Genomic DNA, 26,688 nt, shown 5'->3' on the forward strand with positions numbered 1-26,688 from the left:
GTGCAAGATTAAAACTATTTTATTTTATTGTAAAAGGGGACTGGCTGCAAGTGGGAAGCAGCGATCGGCGGGGGGGAGGAGGCAGTTCAACTGTGTCGGGTTGAAATGTGAAGCTGTTAATGTAGTATGGTGTCCCCAGGGGATGCCGCCACCAACCAACCTCGAAGGAGGGCAAATATGACAGCAGCCATGTTAGCAAGTCTCGTCCTCAATTACGAACACCTGTCCGACCCCAAGTATCTGCTGAAAGTTGGGGTGATCATCCAAGCCACCAAAGGGAACCCGGAATTCGGGGTTTTCCCCGAGCACGGGTCGCCAGAAAAACTTGAGGAGAAATACAATCAACTCAAGATCGCCTTTGAGGGCGCCCGGGACAAAAGCCGTAGTATGATCAAGCTGCGTAATGCCACCCGGAAAGAGACCGATGGGATCCTCTACACCATGGGGCACCATATCCAATCTCATTGCCAGGGGAACGAAGAATCGTTAAGGAAAAGTGGGTATGAGCTGAGAATACCGCGGGGTGCCGGCTCCGCCCGTACCTTGCACCCCCCCGCGCAGCCTTCAGGTTGGCTGGTGGAGCAGGGGGCGTCGACGCAGCTCAAGTTCAAAGTGCCACCTACCAGAGGAGCGGTGTTCTGCGAGATCTGGTGCACCGAGGGGGACCCCTCAATTGAAGAGAACTGGCAGTACAAAGGCGGTTTCACCGAGTTCGAAGGGGTCCTCAACAGCTTCAAGAAGGGAGCCAGGTACTCCCTCAGAGCGAGATTAGTAGGTAAGGCGGGAGCCGGCGACTGGACGAACACCATCAGCATCGTGGTCGAGTAGCGTCGGGATCAGAACATCTGGCGTATCCCCAAAGTTCCCCCTCCCTTACCGGGAGGGGGAGAAAAGGTCTTTGTCCACTAACCTGCGTCTTTGTCCACCAACCCGCATCTTTGTCCACTAACCTGCGTCTTTGTCCACTAACCTGCATCTTTGTCCACTAACCTGCATCTTTGTCCACTAACCTGCGTCTTTGTCCACTAACCTGCATCTTTGTCCACTAACCTGCGTCTTTGTCCACTAACCTGCGTCTTTGTCCACTAACCTGCATCTTTGTCCACTAACCTGCATCTTTGTCCACTAACCTGCGTCTTTGTCCGCTGACTTCCGTCTTTATCATTAAAACAACGCTGGGGGCGGCTATCCACGTTCCTCGTTGAGCAGGCTGAAAAAGAGACGTTTACCTCGCCGAAATGCATCAAACTCTTGCCAAAGAGTAAAGAATCCTTTACCTTTGCGGCGCAATTAGACTCACGCGCGGCTTGTCCTTCTCAAGCATGGGGAAAATCATGGGCATATTTAGCAGGATGTTCGGAAACCAAGATAATAAGACCGCGACGAAAGTCGTCGATGCCAACTTCATCACCACGCTGGCGATGCACGTGCGCGGCGAGGTGGAGCCCGCGCTGGCTTCGTACCAGGCCATGACGGAAAGGGACGCGAACGACTTCCTGGCCCTTTTCTTCACGGCCGCCGCCAAGGCCGACAGCGGCGCAGTCGAAGAGGCCGTGCAGGGGCTGCGTGCCCTTAGCGCCCGCATCGCCGAGACCGGCGAGAGCATCTCCCGCATCATCGCCATGGAACTCGCCAACCTGCTGCACGAAGACGTCGTCACGGTGCGGGTGGGCGATGTCACCGCGCTGCTGGTCTCTTTCGGCGATCTCCTGAAAAGGGAGGGGTTCGTAAAGGAAAGCGCCGTGTGCTTCGAGATCGCCGTGGGCCTTGCGCCGGACAACGCGCACATGCTGCACAAGCTCGGTGACACGCTGCACGACCTGCGCATCTACGACTACGCCGAGGCGGTACTTAAAGAGGCCATCAAACACGCGCCGCACCACTTCGGTGCTCTCTACACCTACGCGGTCCTCTTGCAGGACCTCGGGCGCAACGACGAGGCCCTGCCACTTTACGAACAGGCGGTGAGGCTGGTTCCTTCCCACGTGAACTGCCATTGCAACTATGGTGCGGCACTGCTCCGTGCGGACCGTATCGACGAGGCCATGGAGCATCTGAACACCGCCCTCAGGCTCGACCCGGAGGCGCCGCTCGTGAAGGTGAACCTGGGCTATGTCTACCTGTTGAAGGACGAGTTGGAGACGGCGCGGAAGATGTTCTCGGACGCCCTCGCGCTGAACGACAGGCTCGCACCGGCCTACTACGGCCTCGCCTCTACGGAGCGGGCGCTCGGCAGCGACGTTACCGTGGTACGCGCGCTCTATGAGAAGGCGATCGAGGCCAACCCCTCCATCGCCGAAGCACATCTTGCCCTGGCGAACCTACTGGCGAGCCTTGGCGACGAGCAGGCGGTACAGCACTACGCGACCGCTCTGCAGCTGAACTCGACCCTGCCGAACCTGCGCCGTGATTTCGGGCAGGCCTGTTTGCAGCTGGGGCGCAGGGAAGAGGCGCTTGAGCTGCTTAAAATGGCGGTGATGCTGGACCCTGATGATGCAGTGGCGCGTGAGTTGCTCGCCCAGGCGGAGGCAACCCCGGCCCAAAACTAGGTCGTTAGGTAGCGAAAGACCATCGCGATCAATTTTTAATGTAATGATATCGAGGAGGTGTGTGATGTATCGCTTGCTGTTCGCGCTTGTGGCAGTATCTCTTCTGGTGCGCCCCGCGCTCGCTTCCGAGCCTGCGGCGGCGGAAACTCCCGCGGTGAAAGTGGCGTCGGTGGATGGTGCGACGCTTGCGCAGGAGCCGGCCAAGGAGGTCAAAGACGCAAGCAGTGTCCCCGTGGACGCGACGAGGGGGCAATACAAAATGTGTCTTGAGTCCGAAGCGAAGATCAAGGCGCTGCGCAAGGGGCTTGAGGAAGACATCGCGCGGAACAAGGCCCAGCTCGCGGAAGTATCGAAGCGCTCCGCATCACTTCAGGAACAGAGAAAAAAGCTGCTCGAGGCAAAGGATTCCAAGGTCGGCCCCTTCAACCGTCTGAGCATGGAGCACAACAAGCTGGTGCAGGCGGCCCGCAAGGATGTGGAAAAGCTGAAGGCGCAATGGGCCACCTTCAACACCACCGTCACCGAGCACAACAAGAGCTGCTCGACTATCATCATTACGGCCGAGGACCGCGACGAGGTAATGAAGGCGCGTTCCACCGTGGCAGGCCGCTAGTTTACCGGGAGGGAAGATCCCTCCCGGCGCTTTCCCCTAATGAGGCCTGACTCCACAAGGGTCTCCATCTTTAACGTGCTTCTATTGACTTTGGTCAATGCATGTCCCTGCTTCCTGCCACAAGCTGTACCGTTGACACTTTTCCGCGGCCGATGCGGGTGGCCGGATAGGAGGGGGGATGGACCATGCTCGGAGGCAGGCTCACTTCACGACACCTCAGCTGTTGACCATCTACACATGGGGACTCGCGGCCGGCTGGACCCTGGTCATCGCGGCCCTCCTGGTATTTAACTACCACCATGAAAGGTCGCAGGCCGCCGAAACGGCGCGCACCCAGGCCAGAAGCAACTTTCAGCGCGACCTGGTCTACCGGCACTGGAACGCCGCCTCCGGTGCGGTGTACGTGCCGGTTTGCGACCGTATCCAGCCGAACCCCTACCTTTCCGGGATCCCGGAGAGGGACGTGGTCACCACCTCCGGTCGCCACCTCACCCTGGTAAACCCCTCGTACATGAGCCGCCTGGTGTTCGATCTCGCCTCCGATTCGTTCGGCGTAAAGGGACACATCACCAGTCTCACCCCGCTTCGTCCTGAAAACCGCGCCGATGACTGGGAGCGGGGCGCGCTGCTTGCCTTCGAGCGCGGCTCCGAGGAAGAGAGCAGTGTGGTTCACATGGCGGGGGGGAGCTACCTGAGGCTGATGAGGCCGCTCAAGACCGAAAGGGCCTGCCTTAGATGCCATCAGAAACAGGGGTGCCGGTTGGGCGGGGTACGCGGCGGGCTGAGCGTCGCGGTTCCCATGACCCCCTTGTGGGACATCGCCAAAAAGACCTACCAACTGAACGCCGCGAGTTACCTGCTGCTGTGGGGCCTTGGCATGGTCGGCATCCACTTCGGGGCGAGTAGACTGCGTCTGGCCATCGCCGAGCGCGACCTGGCGCAGCGGCGCCTGATCGAAATGAACCGCGACCTCTCCTTCCGAAGCGGCGAACTGGCCGCCGCGAACCGCGATCTCGATGCCTTTTGTTCCACCGTTTCGCACGACCTGCGCTCTCCGCTTACCGCCGTGTCCGGGTATTGCCAGTTGTTGAAGGAGAGTTTTGCCGAAAACGCCCAAGAAGGGCGGGCCTACACCGACGTGATCCTCGCCTCGACGGCGAAAATGGAGGGGCTCATCACGTCGCTGCTCAGGTTCGCGCGCATCGCGCGGAACGAACTCGTCCCCGCCGACGTCGATCTCACCGCCATTGCCGCAGACATGGCGGCGGAGCTCAGGGCACGCGAGCCGCGGCGGCAGGCGGTTTTCGTCATCGCCGACGGGCTGATGGCGCGCGGCGATGCCGGACTTTTGCGGGTCGTCTTGCAGAACCTGATGGAGAACGCCTGGAAGTACACCGGGTTGTGTCCGGAGGCGAGGATCGAGGTCGGGCTCGAGCGGCGCGACGACGGCTCCTTTTTCTTTGTCAGGGACAACGGCATCGGTTTCGACGAGGCCGAGGCCGCGCTGGCATTCGAGGCGTTCCGGCGTCTTGAAAACGCGCAGCAGTTTGAGGGGACCGGCATCGGGCTCGCGACCGTCAAGCGGATCATAGAGCGCCACGGCGGCACGATCGACTGCAAGGCGAAGCCGGGTTTCGGTGCCACCTTCTATTTTTCACTTCCCTAGTTTGCCCTAACAAAAACGGTCGGCCCCCTGCGGAGCAGAAATCCCCATGATTTGACCTCGGTCAAGGCGCCGCTGCGCCACGAAGCTATTATCGCTGTTACCAAAAGGTAACAGGAGGCAGCGTGGCAGATGCAGCAGGGGGCACGGAGGGGATTTTCAGGGCGATCCTGACCAGCATGGGCGAGGGGATCGTCTTCGCCGACCACACCAACACGATCGTCTGCGTCAACGCGGCAGCCGAGCAGATCCGCGGCATCGACGCCGCGAACTTCCTCGGGCGCGACCTTCTTTCCATACACCCGCCACCCGCCCGTACCCGCATCGGCGTCATCCTGGCGAGCCTGAGAGCCGGTACCCTCGCCTACCACACGCGTCCCCTGGAGATCAAGGGGCGCATCTTCGAGAACAGCTACTATCCGATCCGGGACGGGGAGGACCGCTTCGTCGGGACCCTCATGGTGAGCCGCGACATCACCGAGCGTGAGCACCTGAAGGAGGAGAACTCGGAGCTGCGCGACCAGCTTTTGAGCGAGGTCTCCTTCGGGGGGCTCATCGGCCGCAGCGCGGTCATGCAGCCGGTCTTCCAGATGATCCGCTCCACGGCGCACATTGATTCCACCATCCTGATCACCGGCGAGAGCGGTACGGGAAAGGAGCTCGTCGCCCGCGAGCTGCATGCGAAAAGCAGGCGCAGCGGGGCGCCCCTGATCAAGGTGAACTGCGCAGCACTCCCGGAGAGCCTGATCGAGTCGGAACTCTTCGGCTACGAGAAGGGGGCCTTCACCGGTGCGCTCAGGGAGCGCAAGGGGAAGTTCGAGCAGGCGCACCGCGGCACCCTTTTCCTGGACGAGATCGGCGAGCTGCCGCTTGCCGCCCAGGCGAAGCTTTTGCGCGTCCTGCAGGAGAGGACGGTGGAGAGGGTAGGGGGGAGCCGGGAGATCCAGGTGGACGTGCGCATCGTGGCCGCCACGAACCGCGACCTGCGCCAGGACGTGGCGGATGGCAAGTTCCGTGAGGACCTCTTCTACCGCCTGAACGTGATCCCGGTCGAGCTCCCTCCGCTGCGCGACCGGCTCGAGGACATCCTCCCCCTGGCGGGGCTTTTCCTGAAACGTTTCGGCCGGGAGATGGGGCGCCCGGCGCTCAGGCTCTCCCGGGAGGCGAAGGAAGTCCTGCTTGCGCACCGCTACCCGGGCAATGTGAGGGAGCTGAAGAACGCCATGGAACGGGCCACCGCCCTTTGCGGCGGCGATACCCTCGGCGTCGACGACCTTCCTCCCGAGTTGAGGGGGAGTGCGGCGGCGGGAACTCAGCATCCATCCCGGGCGGAAAAGGGATCGCTGCTCGCCGAGCGCATGGACGATCGGGAGGCCGAGCTGATTGAGCAGGCGCTTGCGGCGGCGGGTGACAGCCGCACCGAGGCTGCCCGGCTTTTGGGGATCTCCCGCAAGACCCTCTGGAAGAAGATGAAGCGTTACCGTTAGGTAACGCCGCGTTACCCCCCCGCCACGCCCCGACCGGGGCCCTCGCCGCGCATCCAACGCTACATCCGTATGTTACGCGAACGTGCCGTTTGGCACGTTCGCTGCTCTTATCACCGTATCCGTTACCCTCCTGCGGCGGCGCTGCCGGGGGAAAATCACAACGACAGGAGAACGTAATGAAGATGCTGCGAGGATGTGTCGTCACGGCAGTTGCGGGACTGGCACTGGCCGGATTCGGCTGTTCAGCGAAGAAGGTCGACGTCACCGATGCACGCCCGGCGATCGCCGACGGCGCCGTCGATCCGGCCGAGTGGGGCAAGCTCTACCCGAAACAGTACCAGCTCTGGAAACAGACCTCCGAGCCGACCCCGGCAGGGAAGAGCAGGTACAAGAAGGGGTGGGACGTGGGGGAGGAGAACCCGGACAAGCTTGACGAGTACCCGTTCCTCGCGCTCCTTTACAACGGCTGGGCCTTTGGTTCCGAGTACAAGGAGCCGCGCGGCCATTATTACATGGTACAGGACCAGCTCGAGGTCGACCCGGGCCGCTACAAGGCGGGCGGCTCCTGCCTCACCTGCAAGACCCCCTACGCCCCGGCGCTCGCAGGGCAGCTCGGCAGGGATTACTTTGCGAAACCCTACCAGGAAATTCGCGGCAAGATCCCCAAGGAGAACCAGACCCTCGGCGTTTCCTGCATCGACTGTCACGACAACCGCACCATGACCCTCAAGATCTCCCGCGGCTTCACCCTCGGCAAGGGGCTTGAGAAGCTCGGTGTGGACCAGTCCAAGCTCACCCAGCAGGATCTGCGTACCCTGGCTTGCGCCCAGTGCCACGTCACCTACAGCATCCCGAAGGATGAGCACATGAAGTCGACCGACGTCTTCTTCCCCTGGGACGGGAGCAAGTGGGGCGGCATCACCATCGAGAACATCATCAAGAAGTTGAGGAGCAATAAGCCCAGCGGCGAGTGGACCCAGAGCGTCACCGGCTTCAAGCTCGCCTTCATCCGCCACCCCGAGTTCGAGCTCTTCTCCAACAACAGCGTGCACTGGCAGGCGGGTGTGACCTGCGCCGACTGTCACATGCCCTCGAGCGAGGTGAACGGGCAGAAGGTCTCCGACCACCGCATCATGAGCCCCCTGAAGAACGACCTGAAGGCCTGCAAGCAGTGCCACGAGGAGTCGCCAGAAAAGATGCGTGAGAAGGTCTACGCCATCCAGGACAAGGTCATGTCGCAGTACATCCGGGCAGGCTACGCCACCGCGACCGTGGCGAAACTCTTCGAGATGGCGAACAAGGCGCAGTCCTTCGGCAAGACCCCGGACAAGAACCTTTACGCCGAGGCGAAGGACCACTACGAGGAGGCGCTCTACCGCGTGATCTTCATCGGCGCAGAGAACTCGATCGGCTTCCACAACCCGTCCGAGGCGCAGCGTGTGCTGGCGGACGCCTCGACGCACGCGGCCGCCGCCGATAAGTTGTTGAGGGAGATGCTCGCGAAGGCCGGTGTGGACGTGCCGGCCAAGGTCGACCTGGAACTTACCAAGTACGTCAACAACCGTGGCGTGAAGAAGCTCATGTTCAAGCCCGAGAACGAGATCAAGGACCCTTTCGCGGGTAAATAACCCGCACTGCCCGGGGGCAGGGGGAAACCCCTGCCCCTTTTTTTATTCCCTTCAGGAGGAAAACATTTCATGAAACGACGCCTCTCGGTGGTGATGCGCCGAAACGTTGCCATCCGCAAGAGACTGGCAAGGGTCCCAAGGAGATGTCGCGCGCCGATCCGGGGCATCCGGGCGCCGATGACGCTGCGCTACGCCTTCTGGAGTTTCGTCAGCTCCTCCGCAGGGCTCTTGGCCATCGCCGAGGTGACGAGACTCCTCGGCCACCCGCTCCTCATCGGTTCGCTCGGTGCCTCGGCCGTACTCCTCTTCGGGGCCACCGAATCGCCGCTCGCGCAGCCGCGCAACCTGGTGGGGGGACATCTCCTCTCCGCGCTGGTTGCGGTGGGCGTGGTCGCCCTCTTGGGCTCGACACCGCTTACCATGGCGCTCGCGGTGGGGATCTCCATTTTCCTCATGAACCTCACCCACACGACGCACCCCCCCGGAGGCGCCACCGCACTCATCGGCGTGCAGGGCGCGGCCGGTTTCGGTTTCGTCATTCTCCCGGTGCTCACCGGGGTGTTGATCCTGCTCGCGGTCGCCTGTCTCACCAACAACGTCGTTTACCACCGCTCCTACCCGCGTCACTGGCTGTAGTGCGGTGACCGTCGGGGAGCCGTGGCGGCCTGTTTCAAAACTTCTTCAAATTATTCGAATTTTATGGTAGTAGGATTACCGACCATGTTTTAATGTGAATTCCGACAGTTGCCGCAGAGGAAGGAGAATCCGAAGTGATAGCTAAGATCGTGGTTCGTTATGCCGACGGCAGGCTGGCCAAGGGGACTACCGAGGACCTGGCCGCCAACAAGGAGCTTTTTCACCTGACCGAATCGGGAAGCGGGAAACGGCACGAAATCAACGTGGGGGCGCTGAAGGCGATCTTCTTCGTCAAGAGCTTCGAAGGGAAGTCGGAGTACCAGGAGCGGCTGGACGTGGAACGGGTCGGCATGGGGAAGAAGATTCGGGTCTCCTTCAAGGACGGCGAGACGCTCATCGGCTACACCCAGGGTTTTTCGCCGGCGCGGGCGACCTTCATCGTCTTTCCCTGCGATCCGGACAGCAACAACGAGAAGGTGTTCGTGATCACCCAGGCTGCCAGCAACATCGAGTTCATCTAAAGATCGCTCCCTTTTTTCAATCACGACTATGCCCGAAAAAAACGCCTGTCCCTTCTGCAGCCTCGACCCCGACGAGATCCTTCTCGAGAACGACCATGCCGTCGCCTTCTACGACCGTTTCCCGGTGACTCCGGGGCACGCCCTCGTCGTACCCAGACGGCATGTCGGCTCGTTTTTCGAGGTGACGGGGGAAGAGCAGGCGGCCCTTTGGGAGCTGCTTGGGCGGGTTCGCGAGCACCTGATCGCCAATCGGAGCCCGGATGCCTTCAACGTCGGCATCAACGACGGCGTCGCGGCCGGGCAGACCGTGATGCATCTGCACATCCACCTTATCCCGAGGTACCTCGGGGACACCGAGGACCCAAGGGGCGGGGTGCGCTGGATCATGCCGGTCAAGGCGCCCTACTGGAAGAAGGGGTGACCTAGCCTTTGGCGAGTTGCCGGTAGAACTCTTCTGGGTCGTTCGTGGGACGGCGGCAGCTACGGTTCTCGCATAGATACGCCACCGCCTGATCCCCTTGCGCCTTCTTTCCCTCCAGAAGCGGCACGAGCTGCGCCGCCCGCTCGAACTCTTCCCCCTCGCATACGACGATAGCCACCCGGTTCGGGACAAAGGCGCGCCTGAGCGCAGCCAGCAATGGGGCTGCGGCCTCGGGCCTTTCCCGCGGTGCCACGATCACGATTTCCTTGGGCGCTTGCCGCAGATAGTCCACGGCGAGCAGCATCTCGGAAAGGGCGGTCGGCGCATTCTCGAGCTGCGTCGCGAAGGCCTCCAACGCGCGGCGCGCCCCTTGGAGCAAGGCGTCGTTGCCGGTCATGGTGTGCAACCGCAGGAGGTTCATCACCATGACCGAGTTTCCCGAGGGGACGACCCCGTCGTACGCCGGTTTCTCCCTTGAGATGAGGGCCTCGTGGCGCGGGCCGGTCATGTAGAAGCCCCCGCGCTCCCTGTCCTCGAAATCCTCCCGCACCGTTGCCGTGAGCTCGAGCGCCTGCTCGATCCAGCGCGGGCTCCCCCCCGCTTCGAAGAGGTCGATGAGCGCCGCGATGAAAAAGGCGTAGTCGTCGAGGAACCCTTCACCTTTCGCCTCTCCTTCCTGATAGCTGTGGCTCAGCCGGCCGTTGCCGGTCATCCGCTCGAGTACGAACCCTGCCCCCTTTTCGGCGCTCCGGACCAGTTCCGGGGTATCCAGGAGCAGGCCGCCGCGCGCGAAGGCGGAGATTGCGAGCCCGTTCCAGGAGGCGAGGATCTTCTCGTCCCGCAGGGGGAGCGGCCGCTTGTTGCGTGCGCGGTAAAGCGCCTCCCGGCAATCGGCAAGCGTCAACGCGAGCTCCTTCTCGGGAATCTTCAACTCCCTGGCGAGTTCCGGGAGCTCCTTGTCCCGATGCAGGATGCTGCGCCCTTCGAAGTTCCCCCCCGCGGTCACCCCGAAGCAGTATGCAGCGAGGAGGGCGCGCTCTTCGCCCAGGCTTTCCTCCAGCTCGTCCGGGGTCCAGGTGAAATACGCCCCTTCCTCCCGGTGCCCGTCGGCGTTCAGACTGTCCGCGTCGGTCGCGCTGTAAAAGGCGCCGCCGGGGGCGAGCATGTCGCGTTCCAGGTAGTGCAGGATGTCCCGCGCCACGGCGGCGAAGGCGGCATCTCCGGTCGCCTGGTATCCCTCGAGGTAGCTTAAGGTAAGGAGGGCGTTGTCGTAGAGCATCTTCTCGAAGTGCGGCACCTGCCACGCCGTGTCCGTGGCGTAGCGGTGAAAGCCGCCGCCGGCCTGATCGCAGATGCCGCCGGCGGCCATGCGCTTCAAGGTCAGCTCGACCATGGCGAGAAAGCTTTTGTCGCCGCTGTTTCGATAGTGGCGCAGCAAAAGCCGCAGCGGCAGCGAGCTAGGGAACTTGGGGGCGCCGGTCAGCCCGCCGCTTCGTTCGTCGAAACGGTCCCGGTAGAGCGTCACCGCCCGCTCGAGGGATAGTTCCTGCCGGGAGGGCTCCCCTTCCGGGGGGGCGAGCATGTTCCTGATCGCCTCGGTGAGCTGGATGCCGGCGCGGGCGACCCGGTCCGGCGCGGCGTCGAAACTCTCCCTGATCCGGCGCAAGAGGGTCATAAAGCCGAGCCCGCCGGGGTAGTCGTCGGGGGGGAAGTAGGTGCCGCCGTAGAAGGGGCGGCGGTCGGGGGCCGTGAAGACGTTGAGCGGCCATCCCCCTTGCAGACCCATGGCGTGCACAGCGGTCATGTAAACCGTGTCCACGTCGGGGCGCTCCTCGCGGTCCACCTTGATGGCGATGAAGTTGCGGTTCAGGTATGCCGCAATGGCCTCGTCCTCGAAAGAGAGCTCTTCCATGACGTGGCACCAGTGACAGGTCGCATAGCCGATACTGACCAGCACCGGCCGGTTCAGCCGCCGCGCCAGTTCGAAGGGCTCGTCTCCCCAGGGAAACCAGTTGACCGGGTTGTGGGCGTGCTGCAAGAGGTAGGGACTCGTCTCCAGGAAGAGACGGTTCGTGTACCTCGCCCAGCCGCCGGGAAGCAGGTGACGGGTGCGCGGGCGGTACGATGTGGCCCGGCGCAGGCGCAGCAGTTCGATGGCCTCGAGCGGTGGGGTAGGGAGTTCCTCGGTTCCGGGAAGCGGCTGGTAATGATCGGCCAGGGTCGACATGATCTCTTCTCCGTGCTGAATAGGGCAATGAGTCTATGGATATCGCTACCGGTTGCGGCGCACCCCTTGACAAGGCCGCAAAGGGTTTAACTGTACCATGTTTTCACCCGGTGGCGGGGGGGCGCCGCAAAGAAGAAGAGCTCTCACGGCCCCGCGAGGCGATAGCGGCTTTCGCCGGAAGAAGAGAGCTTGACTTCGCTTTCGCACCGATGATATATGCGTGTATATGCACGCATGCGGTAAGTGCGGCAAGGAGAGAGCCATGAAAGAGAATAGACGTGCGAGTGACAGGGCGAGCGTCTGCAGCTGCGTCAACCTGCGCCGCGCCTCGCGCGCCATCACGAGGATCTACGACGATGCCCTGCAGCCTGCCGGGCTCAAGGTGACCCAGTATTCGGTACTGGCCAACCTGTCGCGCTCGGGTGCGGTGAGCGTGAGCGCCCTGGCCAGGATGCTCACGCTCGACAGGACCACGCTGGTCCGCAACCTCAAGGCGCTGGAACAGGCGGGCTTCGTCGAGGGGGCTCCTTCGCCGGACCCGAGGGAGCGCGGGGTGAGCCTCAGTGAAACCGGGCGTGCCGCGGTGGCCAAGGCTCAGCCGTACTGGCTGCAGGCGCAGCAACTGATCGAGGAAAAGCTCGGCGTCGAGGGGGTGCGGCAACTGGGCGCACTGGCGCTTGCTCTGGAGGGAAGTGCCGGGGACGATGCGGCAGGCGATGAGCCCGGCGAGGCCGGGTAGGGGGGAGATATGGCCGAAACGCGAAAATTTCACTACGCCTGGCTCATCATGGGGGTGACCTTCCTGACCCTGCTCGTCACGGCGGGGATCAGGTCCACGCCGGGGATCCTCATCGTCCCTCTCGAGCACGAGTTCGGCTGGTCAAGGGCGACCATCTCGCTGGCCGTCTCCGTGAACCTGCTTCTGTACGGGCTGATGGGACCCTTCGCCGCCGCCTTCTTTGACAGGATCGGGGTGCGCCGGACCATGGCCGTTGCCCTCTTTCTCCTCGCCGTCGGGGTGAGCGCCACGACGCTGATGACGCGCCCGTGGCACATGGTGCTGATCTGGGGCGTGCTGGTCGGGTGCGGGGCCGGGATGACCGCCTACAGCCTGAGCGCCACCGTGGTGAACCGTTGGTTTCACAAGTCCCAGGGGACGGTGCTCGGGGTGCTGACAGCGAGTTCCGCGACCGGACAGCTCCTCTTTCTGCCGCTTTTAGCTCGGCTGTCGCACCACCACGGCTGGCGTTCCGCGGCCTTTGCCACCGCCGCCGCGGCCCTCGTGGTCTTCCCCCTGGTGCTTTTCATCATGCGCAACCACCCGCACGAGGTAGGGGTCTCACGCTACGGCGCGGAGGAGGAGGCGGCTCCCGCGCAACACGACCCGGGGGAAAACCCGTTCCGGATAGCCATGGGAGGCTTGCAGCGCGGCATCCGCAGCACCGACTTCTGGCTCCTCGCCGGGAGTTTCTTCGTGTGCGGCGCGAGCACCAACGGCCTCATCGGCACGCACCTCGTTCCCGCCTGCGTCGACCACGGCATCCCTGAGGTCGCCGCCGCTGGACTCTTGGCCTTCATGGGGATACTGGACCTGTTCGGCACCACCCTTTCCGGGTGGCTCTCCGACCGCTACAACAGCCGCTACCTCCTCTGCTGGTACTACGGGTTGCGCGGACTCTCGCTTCTGGGGCTTCCCTTCGCGCTATCCGGGCCGCAGTGGAGCCTCTCCGCCTTTGCCATCTTTTACGGGCTTGACTGGATCGCCACCGTGCCGCCCACGGTGCGCCTCACCGCCGAATCCTTCGGCAGGGAGAACGTCGGGGTGATGTTCGGATGGATCTTCGCGAGCCACCAGGTGGGAGCCGCCCTCGCCGCTACCTTCGCCGGCACGGTGCGCACCTATCTGGGCGACTACATGGTTGCCTTCCTGCTGTCGGGGGTGATCTGCCTGATGGCGGCGGGGCTCGTCCTGAGGATCAACGGGAGGAGGCTGCCCCGGCTCGCTCCCGAGGCAGCCTGACCGTCAACCTATGCGGGAGGGCCTGCCGCTGTCCTGCATGGCGAAGAATAGCTGTGAGTGACGGTTGGGGGCGCGGTTGGGGAGCTCACCGCGCTGGTGGCTGCGTCGTTGAGGACGGGATGTCGCTGCCGCGTCGCTACGACATCCCCCTTTCAGGTACTCGGCGGTGATCACCCTGAATTCCCTGCGGGCGCCCACCAGCGCCGTTTCGAAAAGCCTGCACAGGCTGGGTTCCTTGAAGCATCGGCAGAAGGTGGCGTAAAGGTCAATGCTGAAGCGCTTGTCGAGCATGGCCTGGTGCAGGTGGTTGCCCGGCGTCGTCCCCCTTTCCGATATGGCGGCAAGGCATGACAGGGACACCCCCGGCTCATGTACCGTCGCCTCCGCCTCGGGAAGCTGCCTCAAGAGGGCCTCTATGCGCCGCGACTGTTCCTCCGCGAGCCGCTGGAAAAAGCTCCTGTGGCGATCCTCCATCGCCATGGCGCCTCTTCGATAAAGCGTCTCGCTCTTTCTTTCAACACCCACCACCAGCCTGACCGCCTCCGCCAGTAGTTCTCTCATCACTTTATCTCCCGCTGCGGCGTCATTGCACCGCCGGTAAAACTGCTCCTTTCTGCTAGATTGGCCGTTTTTAACCAGGGCAATGCTAGCCTCGCTGGCAACTGCAGTCAATCGGGTTAATATTAATGCGGAAGCGTGGCGGCACACATGAGAAGGCGAACCTTATCTAAGCGGTTATGGCATTTTGAGCGGGACTTGTGCTATGTTGTCGCCTTGTGTCGCAATTTTTGATTTGCAAGGGAAGTGCAGATGACGATTAGATGGTACCCCGGCCACATGAGCAAGGCGCTCGAACAGATCTCGGAACTGGTCCGCAAGATAGACCTGATCATAGAGGTGCTCGATGCCCGCCTCCCTTATTCCAGCTCGAACCACCTGCTGGAGCAGGTGCGCCGGAACAAGCCCTGTATCAAGGTGCTGAACAAGAACGACCTCGCCGACCCCGCCGTCACCAAGGCGTGGGTGCAGCATTTCCAGAAGAGCGCGGGCGTGCGCGCACTGCCGCTTGTCGCGAAGAACATCCCGGAGACGAAAAGCCTCGTCAAGCTGTGCAAGCAGCTCGTGCCGCACCGCGGCAACCCGGGCTACCCGATCCGCACCATGGTGGTCGGCATCCCGAACGTCGGCAAGTCGACCCTCATCAACACCCTGGCGGGGAGGAGCATCGCCAAGGTGGGTGACCGTCCGGCGGTGACCATGCGCCCGCAGCAGATCCCTCTCAATAACGGCATCCTCATCTTCGATACCCCGGGGCTGCTCTGGCCTGCGATGAACGACCAGGGGGGCGCCTACCGGTTGGCCGCCAGCGGAGCCATCGGCGCCAACGCCCTCGACTACACCAACGTCGGCGTCTTCGCCGCCGCGTACATGATGCGTCGTTACCCCGAGCTCGTGAAGGAGCGCTACAAGCTTGCCGAGCTCCCGGAGTCCCCTCACGAGGTGATCGAGGCGGTGGGGCGCTGCCTTGGCTGTATCATGAGCGGTGGCGTGGTGGACGTGCACCGTGCAGCCGAGACCTTCCTGCGCGAGCTGCGCGCCGGCAAGGCGGGAAGGATCAGCTTCGAGGAACCGGGAACCCCTGAGGATGTCGAGGCTGAACTGCTTCGTTTTGCGGGCATCGATACCGGGGAAGAGCACCAACAGGCACCCACCGTGCCGGAATGAGACCATGGAAAGACGTCCGCTTCGGACCAGCCGCTTGCGCGTCACACTAGGGCGACTGCTCTCCCCGCCTTTGCAGGGTAGTGGCCGCCTCCTCGCCCTTTTCGTCCTTTGTTTTCTGGCCGTCCCCACCGCACTCCTCGCGGCCGGGGCGGCCTCCGCCGCTCACACCCGCACCGTGGTGGTCGGCGGGGACCGCGATTACCCACCTTACGAGTTCATCGACCGTTCCGGTCAGCCCGCAGGCTACAACGTAGATCTGACCCGCGCCATCGCCGAGGTGATGGGGATGAAGGTTGAGTTCCGTCTCGGGGGATGGGCGGAGATGCGCGATGCACTCCAGACCGGACGTGTCGACGTACTGGAGGGGATGTCCTATTCCGAGGAGCGCTCCCGGGAAGTTGACTTCTCCGTCCCCCATGCCGTGGTGAACCACGCCATCTTCGGTCGCAGGGACAACGCCTCGGTGAACACCCTGGAGGAACTGAAGGGGAAGACCGTGGCGGTGCACCGCGGCGGGATCATGCACGACTACCTGACCCGCAAGGGGGTCGGGGCCCGGCTCACCCTGACCGAGACCCCGGCGGACGCCATGCGCCTCGTCGCGTCCGGGAAGATCGACTACGCCGTGGTTGCCATCGTCCCGGGGATGTACATGATCCGGGAGTTGAAGCTCACCAACCTGATCCCGGTGGTGCGTAACGTCGCCACGCAGCGCTACTGCTACGCCGTGGACAAGGGGAATGCCGAGCTGCTGTCGCGCTTCAACGAGGGGCTCGCCATCCTAAAGAAGACCGGTCAGTACGACGCCATTCATAATAAGTGGCTTGGGGTGGTCGATACGGTCCCCATTGACTGGTGGACCATAACGAAGTACGCCGCCGTCGTCGTCATCCCGCTCGTGCTGCTTCTGGGGGGCTTCGCCCTCTGGTCCCGGACGCTGCACCGGCAGGTGGCGCTGCGCACCGCCGACCTCACCCGCGAGGTCGCCGAGAGGCGCCAGGTGGAGGAGGAGCTGCGCCTGAACCAGCAGCAGCTCGTGCAGGCGGACAAGATGGCGGCGCTCGGCATCCTTGTTTCCGGCGTGGCGCACGAAATCAACAACCCGACCGGCATCATCCTGTTGGAAGCCCCGATTTTGAAACGCTTCCACACCGACGCCACCAAGATCCTCGAGCGCTACTACGAGGAAAACGGCGATTTCACCTGCGGCGGCCTGCCGTACTCCCGCATGCGCCAGGAGGTGCCAAAGTCCCTGGCGAAGATCCAGGACGCCGGCAAGCGCATCAAGAGGATCGTGGACGACCTCAAGGATTTCGCGCGGCGGGATACGGCGGGGGGCAACGACGTCATCGACCTTAACCAGGCGGCGCAGGCGGCGGTCCGCCTCGTGGAACCGACCATACGCAAGGCCACCCGCAATTTCAGCGTCGGCTACAGGAAAGGGCTCCCCAAGGTGCGCGGCAACCGGCAGCGCATCGAGCAGGTGCTCGTCAACCTGATCCTGAACGCCTGTCAGGCGCTGCCCGATTCCGAGCGCGGCATCGAACTCGTCACCTGGCACGACGCATTCCGCAACTCGGTGGTCCTCAAGCTGCGCGATGAGGGAACCGGCATCGCGCCCGAGCATCTGTCGCGCCTGACCGACCCGTTTTTTACCACGAAACAGGATAAGGGGGGGACCGGGCTCGGGCTCTCCGTTTCCGCCGGCATCGTCAAGGAGCACGGCGGAACCCTCGAGTTCCAGTCGGACGGCAGCGGAACCACGGTCACCCTGACCCTTCCCGCCTATCACAAGGAGGAAAACGCTTGAGCGAGACTCTCTACCCCGATTTCGGAGTCCTTTTAGTCGACGACGAGCCCGACTGGCTCGGCTCCTTGACGCTCACCCTGGAGACCGCGGGGGGGATCAGCAACATCACCACCTGCAGCGACAGCCGCCAGGTGCTTTCCATACTTGGAGAGAAGCGCATCGGGCTGGTGATGCTCGACCTCACCATGCCGCACCTCTCCGGCGAGGAGGTGCTGGCCCAGATCGCGGAGCACTATCCCGACACCGCGGTGATCATCCTGAGTGGTCTGAACCAGCTGGAGACGGCGGTGCGCTGCATGAGGCTTGGGGCTTTCGATTACTGCGTGAAGACCGACGAGGAGGAGCGCATCGTAGGGAGCGTTTTGCGCGCGATCCGGATGGTGGAGATGAAGGCAGAGTTCCAGGAGGTATCGAACCGCCTCATCACGCGCGAGCTCTCACACCCGGAGGCTTTTTCCGCCATCGTGACCGGCGACCGCTCCATGCTGGACGTTTTTTCCTACATCGAGGCGGTGGCGAAGAGTCCGCAGCCGCTGCTCATCACGGGCGAGAGCGGGGTAGGGAAGGAACTGATCGCCCAAGCGGTGCACCGGCTGAGCGGCTGCCGCGGCAAGCTCGTTACCGTGAACGTGGCGGGGCTCGACGATACCGTTTTCGCCGACACCCTTTTCGGCCATGTGCGCGGTGCCTTCACCGGCGCGGACCAGGCAAGGCGCGGCATGGTGGAGGAGGCGGCCGACGGTACGCTCTTTCTAGACGAGATCGGAGACCTGAGCATTGTTTCCCAGGTGAAGCTCCTAAGACTTTTACAAGAGCGTGAGTACTTTCCGCTCGGGTGCGACCTACCGAAGCGCCTGAGGGCGCGCGTCGTCGTTGCGACGCACCAGAACCTGCAGGCGAAGGAGGGGGAGGGGAAATTCCGCCGCGACCTCTACTACAGGCTGCGCACCCACCGGGTGCAGATACCGGCGCTCCGTGAGCGGCGCGGCGACATCCCGCTGCTGCTCGATCACTTCCTCGCCGAGGCCGCCGAGGCGCTCGGTAAGAAGAAGCCGACCCCTCCCAAGGGGCTTGCCCAGTTTCTCTCCACCTACGGCTTTCCCGGGAACGTGAGGGAGTTGAGGGCGATGGTCTACGATGCGGTGAGCGTGCACCGCGACCGGATGCTCTCCATGGACAGCTTCGTGAAGGCGGTCGAGTCCGCACAGTCCGAGGCAGGTCCCTCGACAGCGGCACCTCCCAAACAAAATCCCTTCAGCGGCTTCGATGAGCTCCCCACCTTCAGCGATGCCGCGGCCTTCCTCGTACAGGAGGCGCTCGCCCGCGCCAACGGCAACCAGACGCTCGCCGCGCGCCTTCTCGGCATCTCGCAGCCGGCCCTCAGTAAGCGGCTCAAGATGATGCATTCCTGAAACCGACGTGAATCGACTGTTGTGCGGCTGGGGGCTCTAATGAACCGGCATAACCTGCGGTTATAATGATGAAAAACGTTATCGTTTAGTATGTAGTTGAATTTCCACACATCTTTTTGCTGTAGTTGAAAATGCCATAGCCCCAGGTTATGGCATTTTTTGTTGTCCCGTCTCTCTGGGTGGCGTTTTTACTCTGTGATTACAGCGGTATAGGTAAAAGTTGGATTTTGGCATCAAGCCTGCTCTACCAGGGTTAGATAATGAACGCGGCGCCGGCGACGGCTTCGCGCAACAGCTAACCAGGTGCAACAAAGGAGGTTGTCATGGCAGCGATGTTTTGGATCCAATTCGTGCTCGTCCTCGGTGCGGTGCTCATAGGCATCCGCAAAGGCGGCGTGGCGCTCGGGCTGATCGGCGGTCTGGGCGTGTCGGTACTGGTGCTCGGTTTCCGTAGTGCCCCATCCGAGCCACCGATCGCCGTTATGCTCATCATCCTGGCCGTCGTGACCGCGTCGGCTACGCTCCAGGTGGCGGGGGGGCTCGACTACCTGGTACAGCTCACCGAGAAGCTGCTGCGTGCCCATCCGAAGTACGTCACCATCCTCGCCCCGCTCTGTACCTTCTTCCTGACCGTCTGCTGCGGCACCGGCCACGCCGTCTATGCCCTGCTTCCGGTCATCTCCGACGTCGCGATCAAGACGAAGATCCGCCCGGAACGCCCGATGGCGATTTCCAGCGTGGCCTCCCAGATGGGGATCACCGCGAGCCCCGTGGCCGCCGCGGTCACCTTCTTCCTCGGCTTCGCCGCCAAGGCAGGGCATCCGGTCACGCTCATAGACATCATCTCGGTCACCATGCCTGCCGGTATCATAGGCGTACTGGCCGCCGCAGCCTGGAGCTTCAACCGCGGGTTGGAGCTCGACAAGGACCAGGAATTCCAGGCGCGCCTTCAGGACCCCGAGTTCCGCAAGGGGCTTGACGCGGATGTCACCACGCTGGACAAGAAGATCTCCACCGTCGCCAAGGTTTCCGTTGCTCTCTTTTTCGCCGGCGTCGGCACCATCATCCTGATGGCGAGCTGTCCGTGGCTGCTGCCGTTGGCTGCCGACAAGAAGCCGATCCCGATGACCACCGTCGTCCAGTTCATCATGCTTGCCTACGGCGCCTTCATCCTCTTTGCCGCCAAGGTAAAAGCGAAAGATATCGCCCACTCCAGCGTCTTCATCGCGGGTATGATTGCAGTAGTTTCCATCTTCGGCATCGCCTGGATGAGCGATACCTTCATCACCGCAAACAAGAAGTACCTGATCGACAACATCGGCATCATGGTTAAATTGGCCCCCTGGACCTTCGCCATCGCGACCTTCTGCATTTCCGCGTTCGTGAAGAGCCAGGCCGCCACCCTTGCCATCACGCTTCCCTTGGGGCTCGCCCTTGGCCTACCGATTCCGCTGCTCCTCGGGCTTATGCCGGCAAGTTACGCCTACTTCTTCTTCGCCTTCTACCCGAGCGACCTCGCCGCCATCAACATGGACCGTACCGGCACCACCAGGATCGGGAAGTACCTTCTGAACCACAGCTTCATGATCCCGGGCTTGATCGGCGTAGGTGTCTCCACCGTGGTCGCCTACACCATCTCGCAGTTCATTTTCTAAGGCGATTAACAGGGATGAAGGGGATAAAAGGGATAACGGCAGGATAAAAGAAGAAGGTTTCGTGCTGTTACAGAAAAAGGGTCCTGGCGGAAATGCCGGGACCCTATTTGTTTCCAACGTAGAACTTAGAACGTAGAACGTAGAACGGTTTTTAAGCCAGCTCGAAGTTGTTCTGGTAGGCGGCGAGTGTGTTGATCATGAGTGCGGCGACGGTCATGCGTCCCACGCCGCCGGGGACCGGGGTGATCCACTCGCACTTCGGGGCGACCGCGTCGAAGGCGACGTCGCCGACGAGCTTGCCGTTCTCGAGACGGTTGATGCCGACGTCGATCAGGGTGACCCCGTCCCGCACCATGTCCGGGGTGATGAACCCGGGGATACCGACCGCCACGATGACGATATCGGCGCGGCGCGTCTCCTCGATGAGCAGTTCGCGTGGCGTCTCGATGTGGGTGAGGGTGACCGTCGCATTGCCGATTTCGAAGTCGTTGGAGAGCATGATGGAGATCGGTTTGCCGACGATGTTGGAGCGCCCGATCACCACGCAGTGTCTGCCTGCCACCGGCACCTGGTAGAACTGCAAAAGCTTGCAGATGCCGTAGGCGGTCGCGGGACGAAACGCCTTCTGCCCCAGGGCCATCCTGCCGAAGTTCGTGGGGTGAAAGCCGTCGATGTCCTTTTCAGGGGAGATGGCGTTGATCACGCGCTGCGCGTTTATCTGTTTGGGTAGCGGGAGCTGCACGATGACGCCGTCGGTGGAGTTGTCCTCGTTGATCTCGGCGATGAGGGCGAGGAGCTCCTTCTCGGTTACCGTCTCGGGGAGACGGATCAAGTTGCTGTCGAAGCCGGAGAGCGCGCAGGTCGTGATCTTCGATTTGACGTAGGATTCGCTCGGGGCGTGGTGGCCTACCAGGATCACGGTCATGTGCGGTTTTCTGAGCCCGGCGTCGACGTGACGCGCGACCTGCTTTGCTATTCCTGCGATCAGGCTGTCAGCGCATTTCTTGCCATCTAAAAGGTTCATGCTGTTTCCTCTGTCTGGAGTGTGACCGGCACAGGAGGGAAGGGTGCCGAATTACGATTAGTAGCACAAAAAAAGTGACGGCTCAACAGCTAGTTAGCGGGAACCGGTATACGTTAAAGGCGGCTTCGGCTGGGTTGGCCACAGGATTGCGCCCGTAACGCTGCCGCGGCGGAAAGTCCTTCTCTGTATACACAATGAGCGGCCTTTCAATCCTGTAAACCTCAGTTAAATCAGCAAATTCGTGAATCCTGAAAATTAATGAACCTTAAATGTTAAACAGGAAGTATACCATTACTAAACTTTTTGTTGACAAAATATGGGTAAGGCAATACATTGCCAAAATACAAAAGGTTTACTGTTACTAAACCGGGGAGGCTGCTTGAAAATCGGTGAGAGGTTGAAGAGGCTCAGGATGGCCAATTCGCTGACTCAGGAAGAGCTGGCCAGCCGAGCAGATCTGACCAAGGGCTTCATATCTCAGTTGGAGAACGACGCCACGTCGCCGTCCATCGCGACTCTCAAAGACATCGTGGATGTGTTCGGCATAAGCATGCAGGAGTTCTTCAGCGAGGAGCCGGATCAGGACATAGTGTTCGGTAAGGATGCTCGTGTACAGGCAACGGACGATGGCGACAGCGTTAAAGTCGAGCTCCTGGTGCCAGGGGCGCAGAACCGCGAGATGGACCCCGTGCTGGTGACGCTTGATCCCGGCGGAGAGATGGACGAACAGCCCATCCACGAGGGAGAGGAATTCGGTTTCGTCATCTCCGGCAAGGTGCAGTTGAGGCTGGACGACAAGCTGTACACGGTGGACAAGGGAGAATGCTTCTACTTCTCCTCGGACCGCAAACATGCTGTGAAGAATGTGGGAAAGAGCGCGGCAAAGCTGCTCTGGGTTGTGACACCCCCAACGTTTTACTATTGAACAGAGGAGAGTAAGTCAAATGAGCAAAGTATTGATTATCGGCGCAGGCGGCGTAGGTGGCGTAGTTACCCACAAGTGCGCTCAGGCAACCGGCGTGATCACCGCCATTACCCTCGCTTCCCGTACCGAATCCAAGTGCCGCGCCATTGCGGACCAGATAGAGTTTCCGGTCGCCACCGCCCAGGTTGATGCCGACAACGTGCCTGAACTGATCGAGCTGATCAAGCGCGAACAGCCCAAGCTCGTCATCAACGTGGCGCTGCCGTACCAGGACCTGACCATCATGGACGCCTGCCTCGCCACCGGCGTGGACTACCTGGATACCGCCAACTACGAGCCGCTCGACACCGCTAAGTTCGAGTACAGCTGGCAGTGGGCCTACCAGGACCGCTTCAAGGAGAAGGGGCTCATGGCGCTTCTCGGCTCCGGCTTCGACCCGGGCGTCACCAACGTCTACACCGCCCTCGCCGCCAAGAAGTACCTGGACGAGGTGCACGAGATCGACATCATCGACGCCAACGCCGGGAACCACGGCCAGCCCTTCGCCACCAACTTCAATCCGGAGATCAACATCCGCGAGGTCACCGCGGCCTGCCGTCACTGGGAGAACGGCGACTGGGTCGAGACCGCGCCGCTTAACACCAAGCGCGTCTTCGACTTTCCGGACGGCATCGGCCCGATGAACATCTACCGCATGTATCATGAGGAGATGGAATCGCTGGTGAAGCACATCCCGACCATCAAGAAGGCGCAGTTCTGGATGACCTTCTCGGACAACTACCTGAAGCACCTCGAGGTGCTGCAAAACGTCGGCATGACCCGCATCGACGAGGTGGAGTTCAACGGCCAGAAGATAGTGCCGCTGCAGTTCCTCAAAGCGGTTCTGCCGGACCCGGGGAGCCTCGGGCCGCTCACCAAGGGGCGCACCTGCATCGGCGTCATCGCCCGCGGCATCAAGGACGGCAAGAGGAAGCAGGTCTACATCTACAACATCTGCGACCACGAGGCGTGCTACCGCGAGGTGAAGAGCCAGGCCATCAGCTACACCACCGGCGTCCCCGCCGTTGTTGGCGCCATCATGATGCTGACCGGCAAGTGGCGCGGCGAGGGCGTGTTCAATATGGAACAGTTCGATCCGGAAGCGTTCATCGAGACTCTGGGCCCCATGGGCCTTCCCACCGTCGTAGTCGACGGCGGCGATTGGGCGGAACTGTAAGTGACCAAGCTGCACGTAGAAGAGATGACGCGGCTCGCCCCGTCGCCGGCCTTCGTGGTCGACCTGGGGCGGCTGCGCCACAACCTGACCATACTCGACGAGGTGCAAAAGCGCAGCGGCGCCAAGATCCTTCTGGCGCTGAAAGCGTTCTCCATGTGGAGCGTCTTCCCGGTCATCGCGCAGACGCTGCACGGGATCTGCGCAAGCTCCCCCTGGGAGGCGCGCCTTGGTCGCGAGGAGTTCGGCCGTGAGGTGCACAGCTTCTCCGCCGCCTTCAAGGAGAGCGACGTCGCGGAGCTCCTCACCACCTCGAACCACCTGGTTTTCAACTCCTTCAACCAGCTGGAGCGTTTCCGTCCCATGTGGGAAGAGTACGCCGGTCGTGTCTCGGTCGGGCTCAGGGTCAACCCGGGGCATTCCGAGGGGCACACCCCGATCTACGACCCGGCGGCACCGAAATCGCGTCTGGGGATCCTGCACTCGGAGTTCGAGGGGAAATCCCTGACCGGAGTCGAAGGCCTGCACTTTCATACCCTGTGCGAGCAGCTCTTCGAGCCGTTGGAGCGGACCTCCAAGGTCTTCGAGGAGAAGTTCGGCGCGTTCCTGCCGCAGATGAAGTGGCTGAACCTGGGGGGAGGGCACCACATCACGCGCGAGGGGTACGACATCGATGCCCTCGTCGAATTGGTGCGTTACTACCGTGAGAAATACGACCTCGAGGTCTACCTCGAACCGGGGGAAGCGATCGCCATCGGCACCGGCATCCTGGTCTCGGAGGTGCTCGACGTGGTGCACAACGAGGTGGACATAGCGGTCCTGGACGTCTCGGCCACCTGTCATATGCCCGACATCCTGGAGATGCCCTACCGTCCCGAGATCCAGGAGGGGTACCTACCCGGTGAGAAGGAGCATGACTACCGTCTGGGCGGTCCTTCGTGCCTTGCCGGCGACGTCATCGGCGACTGGTCCTTTGACCATAAGCTCGTCCCGGGTGAGAAACTCGCCTTCCTGGACATGTCGCACTACACGATGGTGAAGACCACCACTTTTAACGGCATCCAGTTGCCGCATATCTGCACCTATGAGCCGGAAACCGGTGAACTGCGCGTCGTGCGCAGCTTCGGCTATGAAGACTTCAAGAACCGCTTGTCGTGATGACTGTCAACACTCCACTTTGCTGCACATGGTGAACTGAAAATGGCTAAATGGACCATCAACGATTCCTCCAAGACCTACAACATCGATAACTGGGGCGCCGAGCTCTTCTCGGTCAACAAGAAGGGTAACGTCTGCGTGCACCCGACCCCCAATTCGAAATACTCGATCGATCTCAAGGTACTGGTCGACGACCTGATCAAGAGGAAGATCAAGCCGCCGATCCTTCTGCGCTTCATGAACATCCTGGAAGGGCGTATCGCCTCGATCAGCCGCGTGTTCAAAAACGCCATTCACGACAACAACTACCCGGCCAGGTACCAGACCTTCTATCCGATCAAGGTGAACCAGCAGCGCCAGGTGGTCGAGGCGATCGCGAACTTCGGCAAGAAGTACAACATTGGCCTTGAGGTCGGTTCCAAACCGGAGCTCGTCGCCGCCATCTCCATGGTGACCGGCAGCAACCTCCCAATCATCTGCAACGGTTACAAGGACACCGAGTTCATCGAGACGGTCCTCTTCGCCACCCGGGTAGGCTACGACATCACCATCGTGGTGGAGAAGCTCTTCGAACTGGAGAAGATCGTCGAGGTGGCGAAGCGCACCGGGATCACCCCGAAGCTCGGCATCCGCGTCAAGCTCTCCTCCAAGGGGATCGGCAAGTGGTCCACCTCCGGCGGCGAGGACGCGAAGTTCGGCCTGCGCATCTCCGAGATCATCGCCGCGATCGACATGCTCCGTGAAAACGACATGCTGAACACGGTGAAGCTGCTGCACTTCCACGTCGGGAGCCAGATCACCAAGATCGACAAGATCAAGAACGCCCTCATCGAGGGGACCAGGATCTACGCCGAAATGAGGAAGCTCGGCGTCGATCTCGAGTTCCTCGATATCGGTGGCGGCCTCGGGGTAGATTACGACGGGTCCAAATCGAGCTACTTCTCCAGCGTGAACTACTCGCTCGAGGAGTACGCGAACGACGTCATCTACCAGGTGAAGAACATCTGTGAAGATGCCGGTGTACCCTGCCCGAACATCATCTCCGAGTCAGGGCGCGCGACGGTCGCGCACTACTCGGTGCTGATCACTGACGTTTTGAACAACAACACACAGACGCTCATGCCGGATTTCGAGTTCATTCTGACCGAGACGGAGAAACTCTCTCCTACGGTCAAGAAGCTGGTCGACATCTACAAGAGCATCGATAAGCACTCCCTGCGCGAGGACTACCACGACACAATCCAGCTGATTCAGGAGTCGGTGAGCCTTTTCAACCTCGGCTATCTCAACATGGCCGAGCGGGCCAACGCGGAGTGGATCTACTCGAAGATCATCAGGAAGATCAACTCCATCGTCGAAAAGATGAAGCCGATTCCGGACGAGCTGCAGAACTTCCAGCTGAGCCTGAGGCAGACCTACTTCGCCAACTTCTCGCTGTTCCAGTCCATCCCGGACTCCTGGGCCATCGATCAGCTCTTCCCGATCGTGCCGATCCAGCGCCTGGACGAGAAGCCGGACGTCCTCGCGTCCATCGCGGATATCACCTGCGATTCCGACGGCGAGATCACCAGCTTCGTGGGCGAAAACGGCAGGACCAAGGCGCTGCCGCTGCATAAGATCAAGGGGGACGAGCAGTACTACATCGGCTTCTTCCTGATCGGCGCCTACCAGGAGATCCTGGGCGACATGCACAACCTGTTCGGTGACACCAACGCGGTGCACATCACCTTCAACAAGAAGACCAACTACAAGATCGATACGGTCATCACCGGCGACGCGACCTGGGAGAGCCTGAAGTACGTGCAGTACGACGCGCAGGAGATCCTGAAGCGGGTGAGGAACAACCTGGAGAAGGATGTCTCGCTGCAGAAAGTCTCCATCGAGGAGAGTAGTCATTTCCTCGAGCTTCTCGACAAGACGCTGCAGTCCTACACCTATCTGGGAGAATAGAAGTCTTTTCCTTTAAAGGTTGTGAATGCAACTCCGATACAAAGCAGGGGA

22 protein-coding genes are annotated in these 26,688 nt (G+C 61.6%); 19 read left to right on the top strand and 3 right to left on the bottom strand.

Translation table 11 applies throughout. The annotated features are described in order from the left end of the window. Positions 1-177 precede the first annotated feature (177 nt). From E4633_RS14225 to E4633_RS14265, 9 genes are all read left to right on the top strand, one after another. Entirely contained in the window at positions 178-828 is a 651-nt protein-coding gene (locus E4633_RS14225) for a hypothetical protein (RefSeq protein WP_135871106.1), read from the top strand. A gap of 506 nt (positions 829-1,334) precedes the next feature. Continuing rightward, the gene (locus E4633_RS14230) at positions 1,335-2,549 is read left to right on the top strand and encodes a tetratricopeptide repeat protein (RefSeq protein ID WP_135871108.1); all 1,215 of its coding nucleotides are present in this window, start codon (positions 1,335-1,337) and stop codon (positions 2,547-2,549) included. A 64-nt stretch (positions 2,550-2,613) separates the two neighbouring features. Next, positions 2,614-3,162, top strand: coding sequence for a hypothetical protein (locus E4633_RS14235; RefSeq protein ID WP_135871110.1), 549 nt, complete (start codon positions 2,614-2,616; stop codon positions 3,160-3,162). Positions 3,163-3,340: 178 nt separating this feature from the next. After that, positions 3,341-4,828: an ATP-binding protein gene (locus E4633_RS14240; protein WP_135871112.1), complete on the top strand. Its 1,488-nt coding sequence runs from the start codon at positions 3,341-3,343 to the stop codon at positions 4,826-4,828. Positions 4,829-5,004: 176 nt separating this feature from the next. Beyond that, the gene (locus tag E4633_RS14245; RefSeq protein WP_135871623.1) at positions 5,005-6,312 is read left to right on the top strand and encodes a sigma-54 interaction domain-containing protein; all 1,308 of its coding nucleotides are present in this window, start codon (positions 5,005-5,007) and stop codon (positions 6,310-6,312) included. A 176-nt stretch (positions 6,313-6,488) separates the two neighbouring features. After that, a complete protein-coding gene (locus E4633_RS14250) occupies positions 6,489-7,940 on the top strand; it encodes an ammonia-forming cytochrome c nitrite reductase subunit c552 (RefSeq protein WP_135871114.1) in 1,452 nt (483 codons plus the stop codon). A gap of 69 nt (positions 7,941-8,009) precedes the next feature. Continuing rightward, a complete protein-coding gene (locus E4633_RS14255) occupies positions 8,010-8,576 on the top strand; it encodes an HPP family protein (RefSeq protein WP_135871116.1) in 567 nt (188 codons plus the stop codon). Positions 8,577-8,710: 134 nt separating this feature from the next. After that, entirely contained in the window at positions 8,711-9,097 is a 387-nt protein-coding gene (locus E4633_RS14260; RefSeq protein ID WP_135871118.1) for a DUF6982 domain-containing protein, read from the top strand. Between the two features lie 28 nt (positions 9,098-9,125). Beyond that, a complete protein-coding gene (locus E4633_RS14265; RefSeq protein WP_135871120.1) occupies positions 9,126-9,518 on the top strand; it encodes an HIT family protein in 393 nt (130 codons plus the stop codon). Position 9,519: 1 nt separating this feature from the next. On the opposite strand, the gene E4633_RS14270 is transcribed toward E4633_RS14265, so the two are convergent. After that, entirely contained in the window at positions 9,520-11,745 is a 2,226-nt protein-coding gene (locus E4633_RS14270) for a thioredoxin domain-containing protein (protein WP_135871122.1), read from the bottom strand. A gap of 262 nt (positions 11,746-12,007) precedes the next feature. Here E4633_RS14270 and E4633_RS14275 point away from each other — a divergent pair, with 262 nt between their 5' ends. Further along, complete coding sequence (locus tag E4633_RS14275) at positions 12,008-12,484, top strand: MarR family winged helix-turn-helix transcriptional regulator (protein ID WP_135871124.1); 477 nt, start codon at positions 12,008-12,010, stop codon at positions 12,482-12,484. Positions 12,485-12,493: 9 nt separating this feature from the next. After that, positions 12,494-13,765, top strand: a complete 1,272-nt coding sequence (locus E4633_RS14280) for an MFS transporter (protein ID WP_135871126.1) — start codon at positions 12,494-12,496, stop codon at positions 13,763-13,765. 3 nt (positions 13,766-13,768) lie between these two features. Here E4633_RS14280 and E4633_RS14285 read toward each other — a convergent pair whose 3' ends face one another. Beyond that, a complete protein-coding gene (locus E4633_RS14285) occupies positions 13,769-14,326 on the bottom strand; it encodes a hypothetical protein (protein WP_135871127.1) in 558 nt (185 codons plus the stop codon). A 249-nt stretch (positions 14,327-14,575) separates the two neighbouring features. On the opposite strand from E4633_RS14285, the gene ylqF reads away from it, so the two are divergent. The 4 genes from ylqF to E4633_RS14305 all read left to right on the top strand — a co-directional run bounded on the left by ylqF (position 14,576) and on the right by E4633_RS14305 (position 20,367). Next, positions 14,576-15,490, top strand: a complete 915-nt coding sequence (gene ylqF / locus E4633_RS14290; RefSeq protein WP_135871129.1) for a ribosome biogenesis GTPase YlqF — start codon at positions 14,576-14,578, stop codon at positions 15,488-15,490. 4 nt (positions 15,491-15,494) lie between these two features. Next, positions 15,495-17,300, top strand: a complete 1,806-nt coding sequence (locus E4633_RS14295) for a transporter substrate-binding domain-containing protein (RefSeq protein ID WP_135871131.1) — start codon at positions 15,495-15,497, stop codon at positions 17,298-17,300. Beyond that, on the top strand, positions 17,297-18,712 hold the full coding sequence (locus E4633_RS14300) for a sigma-54-dependent transcriptional regulator (protein ID WP_135871133.1): 1,416 nt from the start codon (positions 17,297-17,299) through the stop codon (positions 18,710-18,712). The genes E4633_RS14295 and E4633_RS14300 overlap by 4 nt, the downstream gene beginning before the upstream one ends. A gap of 323 nt (positions 18,713-19,035) precedes the next feature. After that, positions 19,036-20,367, top strand: a complete 1,332-nt coding sequence (locus E4633_RS14305) for an anaerobic C4-dicarboxylate transporter (protein ID WP_135871136.1) — start codon at positions 19,036-19,038, stop codon at positions 20,365-20,367. 151 nt (positions 20,368-20,518) lie between these two features. Here E4633_RS14305 and E4633_RS14310 read toward each other — a convergent pair whose 3' ends face one another. After that, on the bottom strand, positions 20,519-21,391 hold the full coding sequence (locus tag E4633_RS14310) for a bifunctional 5,10-methylenetetrahydrofolate dehydrogenase/5,10-methenyltetrahydrofolate cyclohydrolase (protein ID WP_135871138.1): 873 nt from the start codon (positions 21,389-21,391) through the stop codon (positions 20,519-20,521). Positions 21,392-21,770: 379 nt separating this feature from the next. Here E4633_RS14310 and E4633_RS14315 point away from each other — a divergent pair, with 379 nt between their 5' ends. From E4633_RS14315 to speA, 4 genes are read left to right on the top strand one after another with little or no spacing between them, the layout of a single operon-like run. Beyond that, a complete protein-coding gene (locus tag E4633_RS14315; protein WP_135871140.1) occupies positions 21,771-22,316 on the top strand; it encodes a helix-turn-helix domain-containing protein in 546 nt (181 codons plus the stop codon). Between the two features lie 19 nt (positions 22,317-22,335). Next, a complete protein-coding gene (locus tag E4633_RS14320) occupies positions 22,336-23,532 on the top strand; it encodes a saccharopine dehydrogenase family protein (protein ID WP_135871142.1) in 1,197 nt (398 codons plus the stop codon). 24 nt (positions 23,533-23,556) lie between these two features. Further along, positions 23,557-24,687 carry a carboxynorspermidine decarboxylase gene (gene nspC / locus E4633_RS14325; RefSeq protein ID WP_407925461.1) on the top strand — a complete coding sequence of 377 codons (1,131 nt, stop codon included), beginning with the start codon at positions 23,557-23,559 and terminating at the stop codon, positions 24,685-24,687. A 42-nt stretch (positions 24,688-24,729) separates the two neighbouring features. Beyond that, positions 24,730-26,637, top strand: coding sequence for a biosynthetic arginine decarboxylase (speA, locus tag E4633_RS14330; protein WP_129126519.1), 1,908 nt, complete (start codon positions 24,730-24,732; stop codon positions 26,635-26,637). Positions 26,638-26,688 lie beyond the last annotated feature (51 nt).

Origin of the sequence: Geomonas terrae (genome assembly GCF_004791675.1) — a bacterium.
Classification (GTDB): domain Bacteria; phylum Desulfobacterota; class Desulfuromonadia; order Geobacterales; family Geobacteraceae; genus Geomonas; species Geomonas edaphica.

What these genes read in the sequence shown, in the direction of transcription:
- E4633_RS14255 (WP_135871116.1), top strand. Translation starts at nt 8,010, where the DNA reads ATGAAACGACGCCTCTCGGTGGTGATGCGCCGAAACGTTGCCATCCGC.
- E4633_RS14320 (WP_135871142.1), top strand. Translation starts at nt 22,336, where the DNA reads ATGAGCAAAGTATTGATTATCGGCGCAGGCGGCGTAGGTGGCGTAGTT.
- E4633_RS14245 (WP_135871623.1), top strand. Translation starts at nt 5,005, where the DNA reads ATGGGCGAGGGGATCGTCTTCGCCGACCACACCAACACGATCGTCTGC.
- E4633_RS14285 (WP_135871127.1), bottom strand. Translation starts at nt 14,326, where the DNA reads ATGAGAGAACTACTGGCGGAGGCGGTCAGGCTGGTGGTGGGTGTTGAA.
- E4633_RS14270 (WP_135871122.1), bottom strand. Translation starts at nt 11,745, where the DNA reads ATGTCGACCCTGGCCGATCATTACCAGCCGCTTCCCGGAACCGAGGAA.
- E4633_RS14240 (WP_135871112.1), top strand. Translation starts at nt 3,341, where the DNA reads ATGGACCATGCTCGGAGGCAGGCTCACTTCACGACACCTCAGCTGTTG.
- E4633_RS14265 (WP_135871120.1), top strand. Translation starts at nt 9,126, where the DNA reads ATGCCCGAAAAAAACGCCTGTCCCTTCTGCAGCCTCGACCCCGACGAG.
- E4633_RS14235 (WP_135871110.1), top strand. Translation starts at nt 2,614, where the DNA reads ATGTATCGCTTGCTGTTCGCGCTTGTGGCAGTATCTCTTCTGGTGCGC.
- E4633_RS14305 (WP_135871136.1), top strand. Translation starts at nt 19,036, where the DNA reads ATGGCAGCGATGTTTTGGATCCAATTCGTGCTCGTCCTCGGTGCGGTG.
- ylqF (WP_135871129.1), top strand. Translation starts at nt 14,576, where the DNA reads ATGACGATTAGATGGTACCCCGGCCACATGAGCAAGGCGCTCGAACAG.
- E4633_RS14230 (WP_135871108.1), top strand. Translation starts at nt 1,335, where the DNA reads ATGGGCATATTTAGCAGGATGTTCGGAAACCAAGATAATAAGACCGCG.
- nspC (WP_407925461.1), top strand. Translation starts at nt 23,557, where the DNA reads ATGACGCGGCTCGCCCCGTCGCCGGCCTTCGTGGTCGACCTGGGGCGG.
- E4633_RS14310 (WP_135871138.1), bottom strand. Translation starts at nt 21,391, where the DNA reads ATGAACCTTTTAGATGGCAAGAAATGCGCTGACAGCCTGATCGCAGGA.
- E4633_RS14295 (WP_135871131.1), top strand. Translation starts at nt 15,495, where the DNA reads ATGGAAAGACGTCCGCTTCGGACCAGCCGCTTGCGCGTCACACTAGGG.
- E4633_RS14280 (WP_135871126.1), top strand. Translation starts at nt 12,494, where the DNA reads ATGGCCGAAACGCGAAAATTTCACTACGCCTGGCTCATCATGGGGGTG.
- E4633_RS14225 (WP_135871106.1), top strand. Translation starts at nt 178, where the DNA reads ATGACAGCAGCCATGTTAGCAAGTCTCGTCCTCAATTACGAACACCTG.
- E4633_RS14275 (WP_135871124.1), top strand. Translation starts at nt 12,008, where the DNA reads ATGAAAGAGAATAGACGTGCGAGTGACAGGGCGAGCGTCTGCAGCTGC.
- speA (WP_129126519.1), top strand. Translation starts at nt 24,730, where the DNA reads ATGGCTAAATGGACCATCAACGATTCCTCCAAGACCTACAACATCGAT.
- E4633_RS14250 (WP_135871114.1), top strand. Translation starts at nt 6,489, where the DNA reads ATGAAGATGCTGCGAGGATGTGTCGTCACGGCAGTTGCGGGACTGGCA.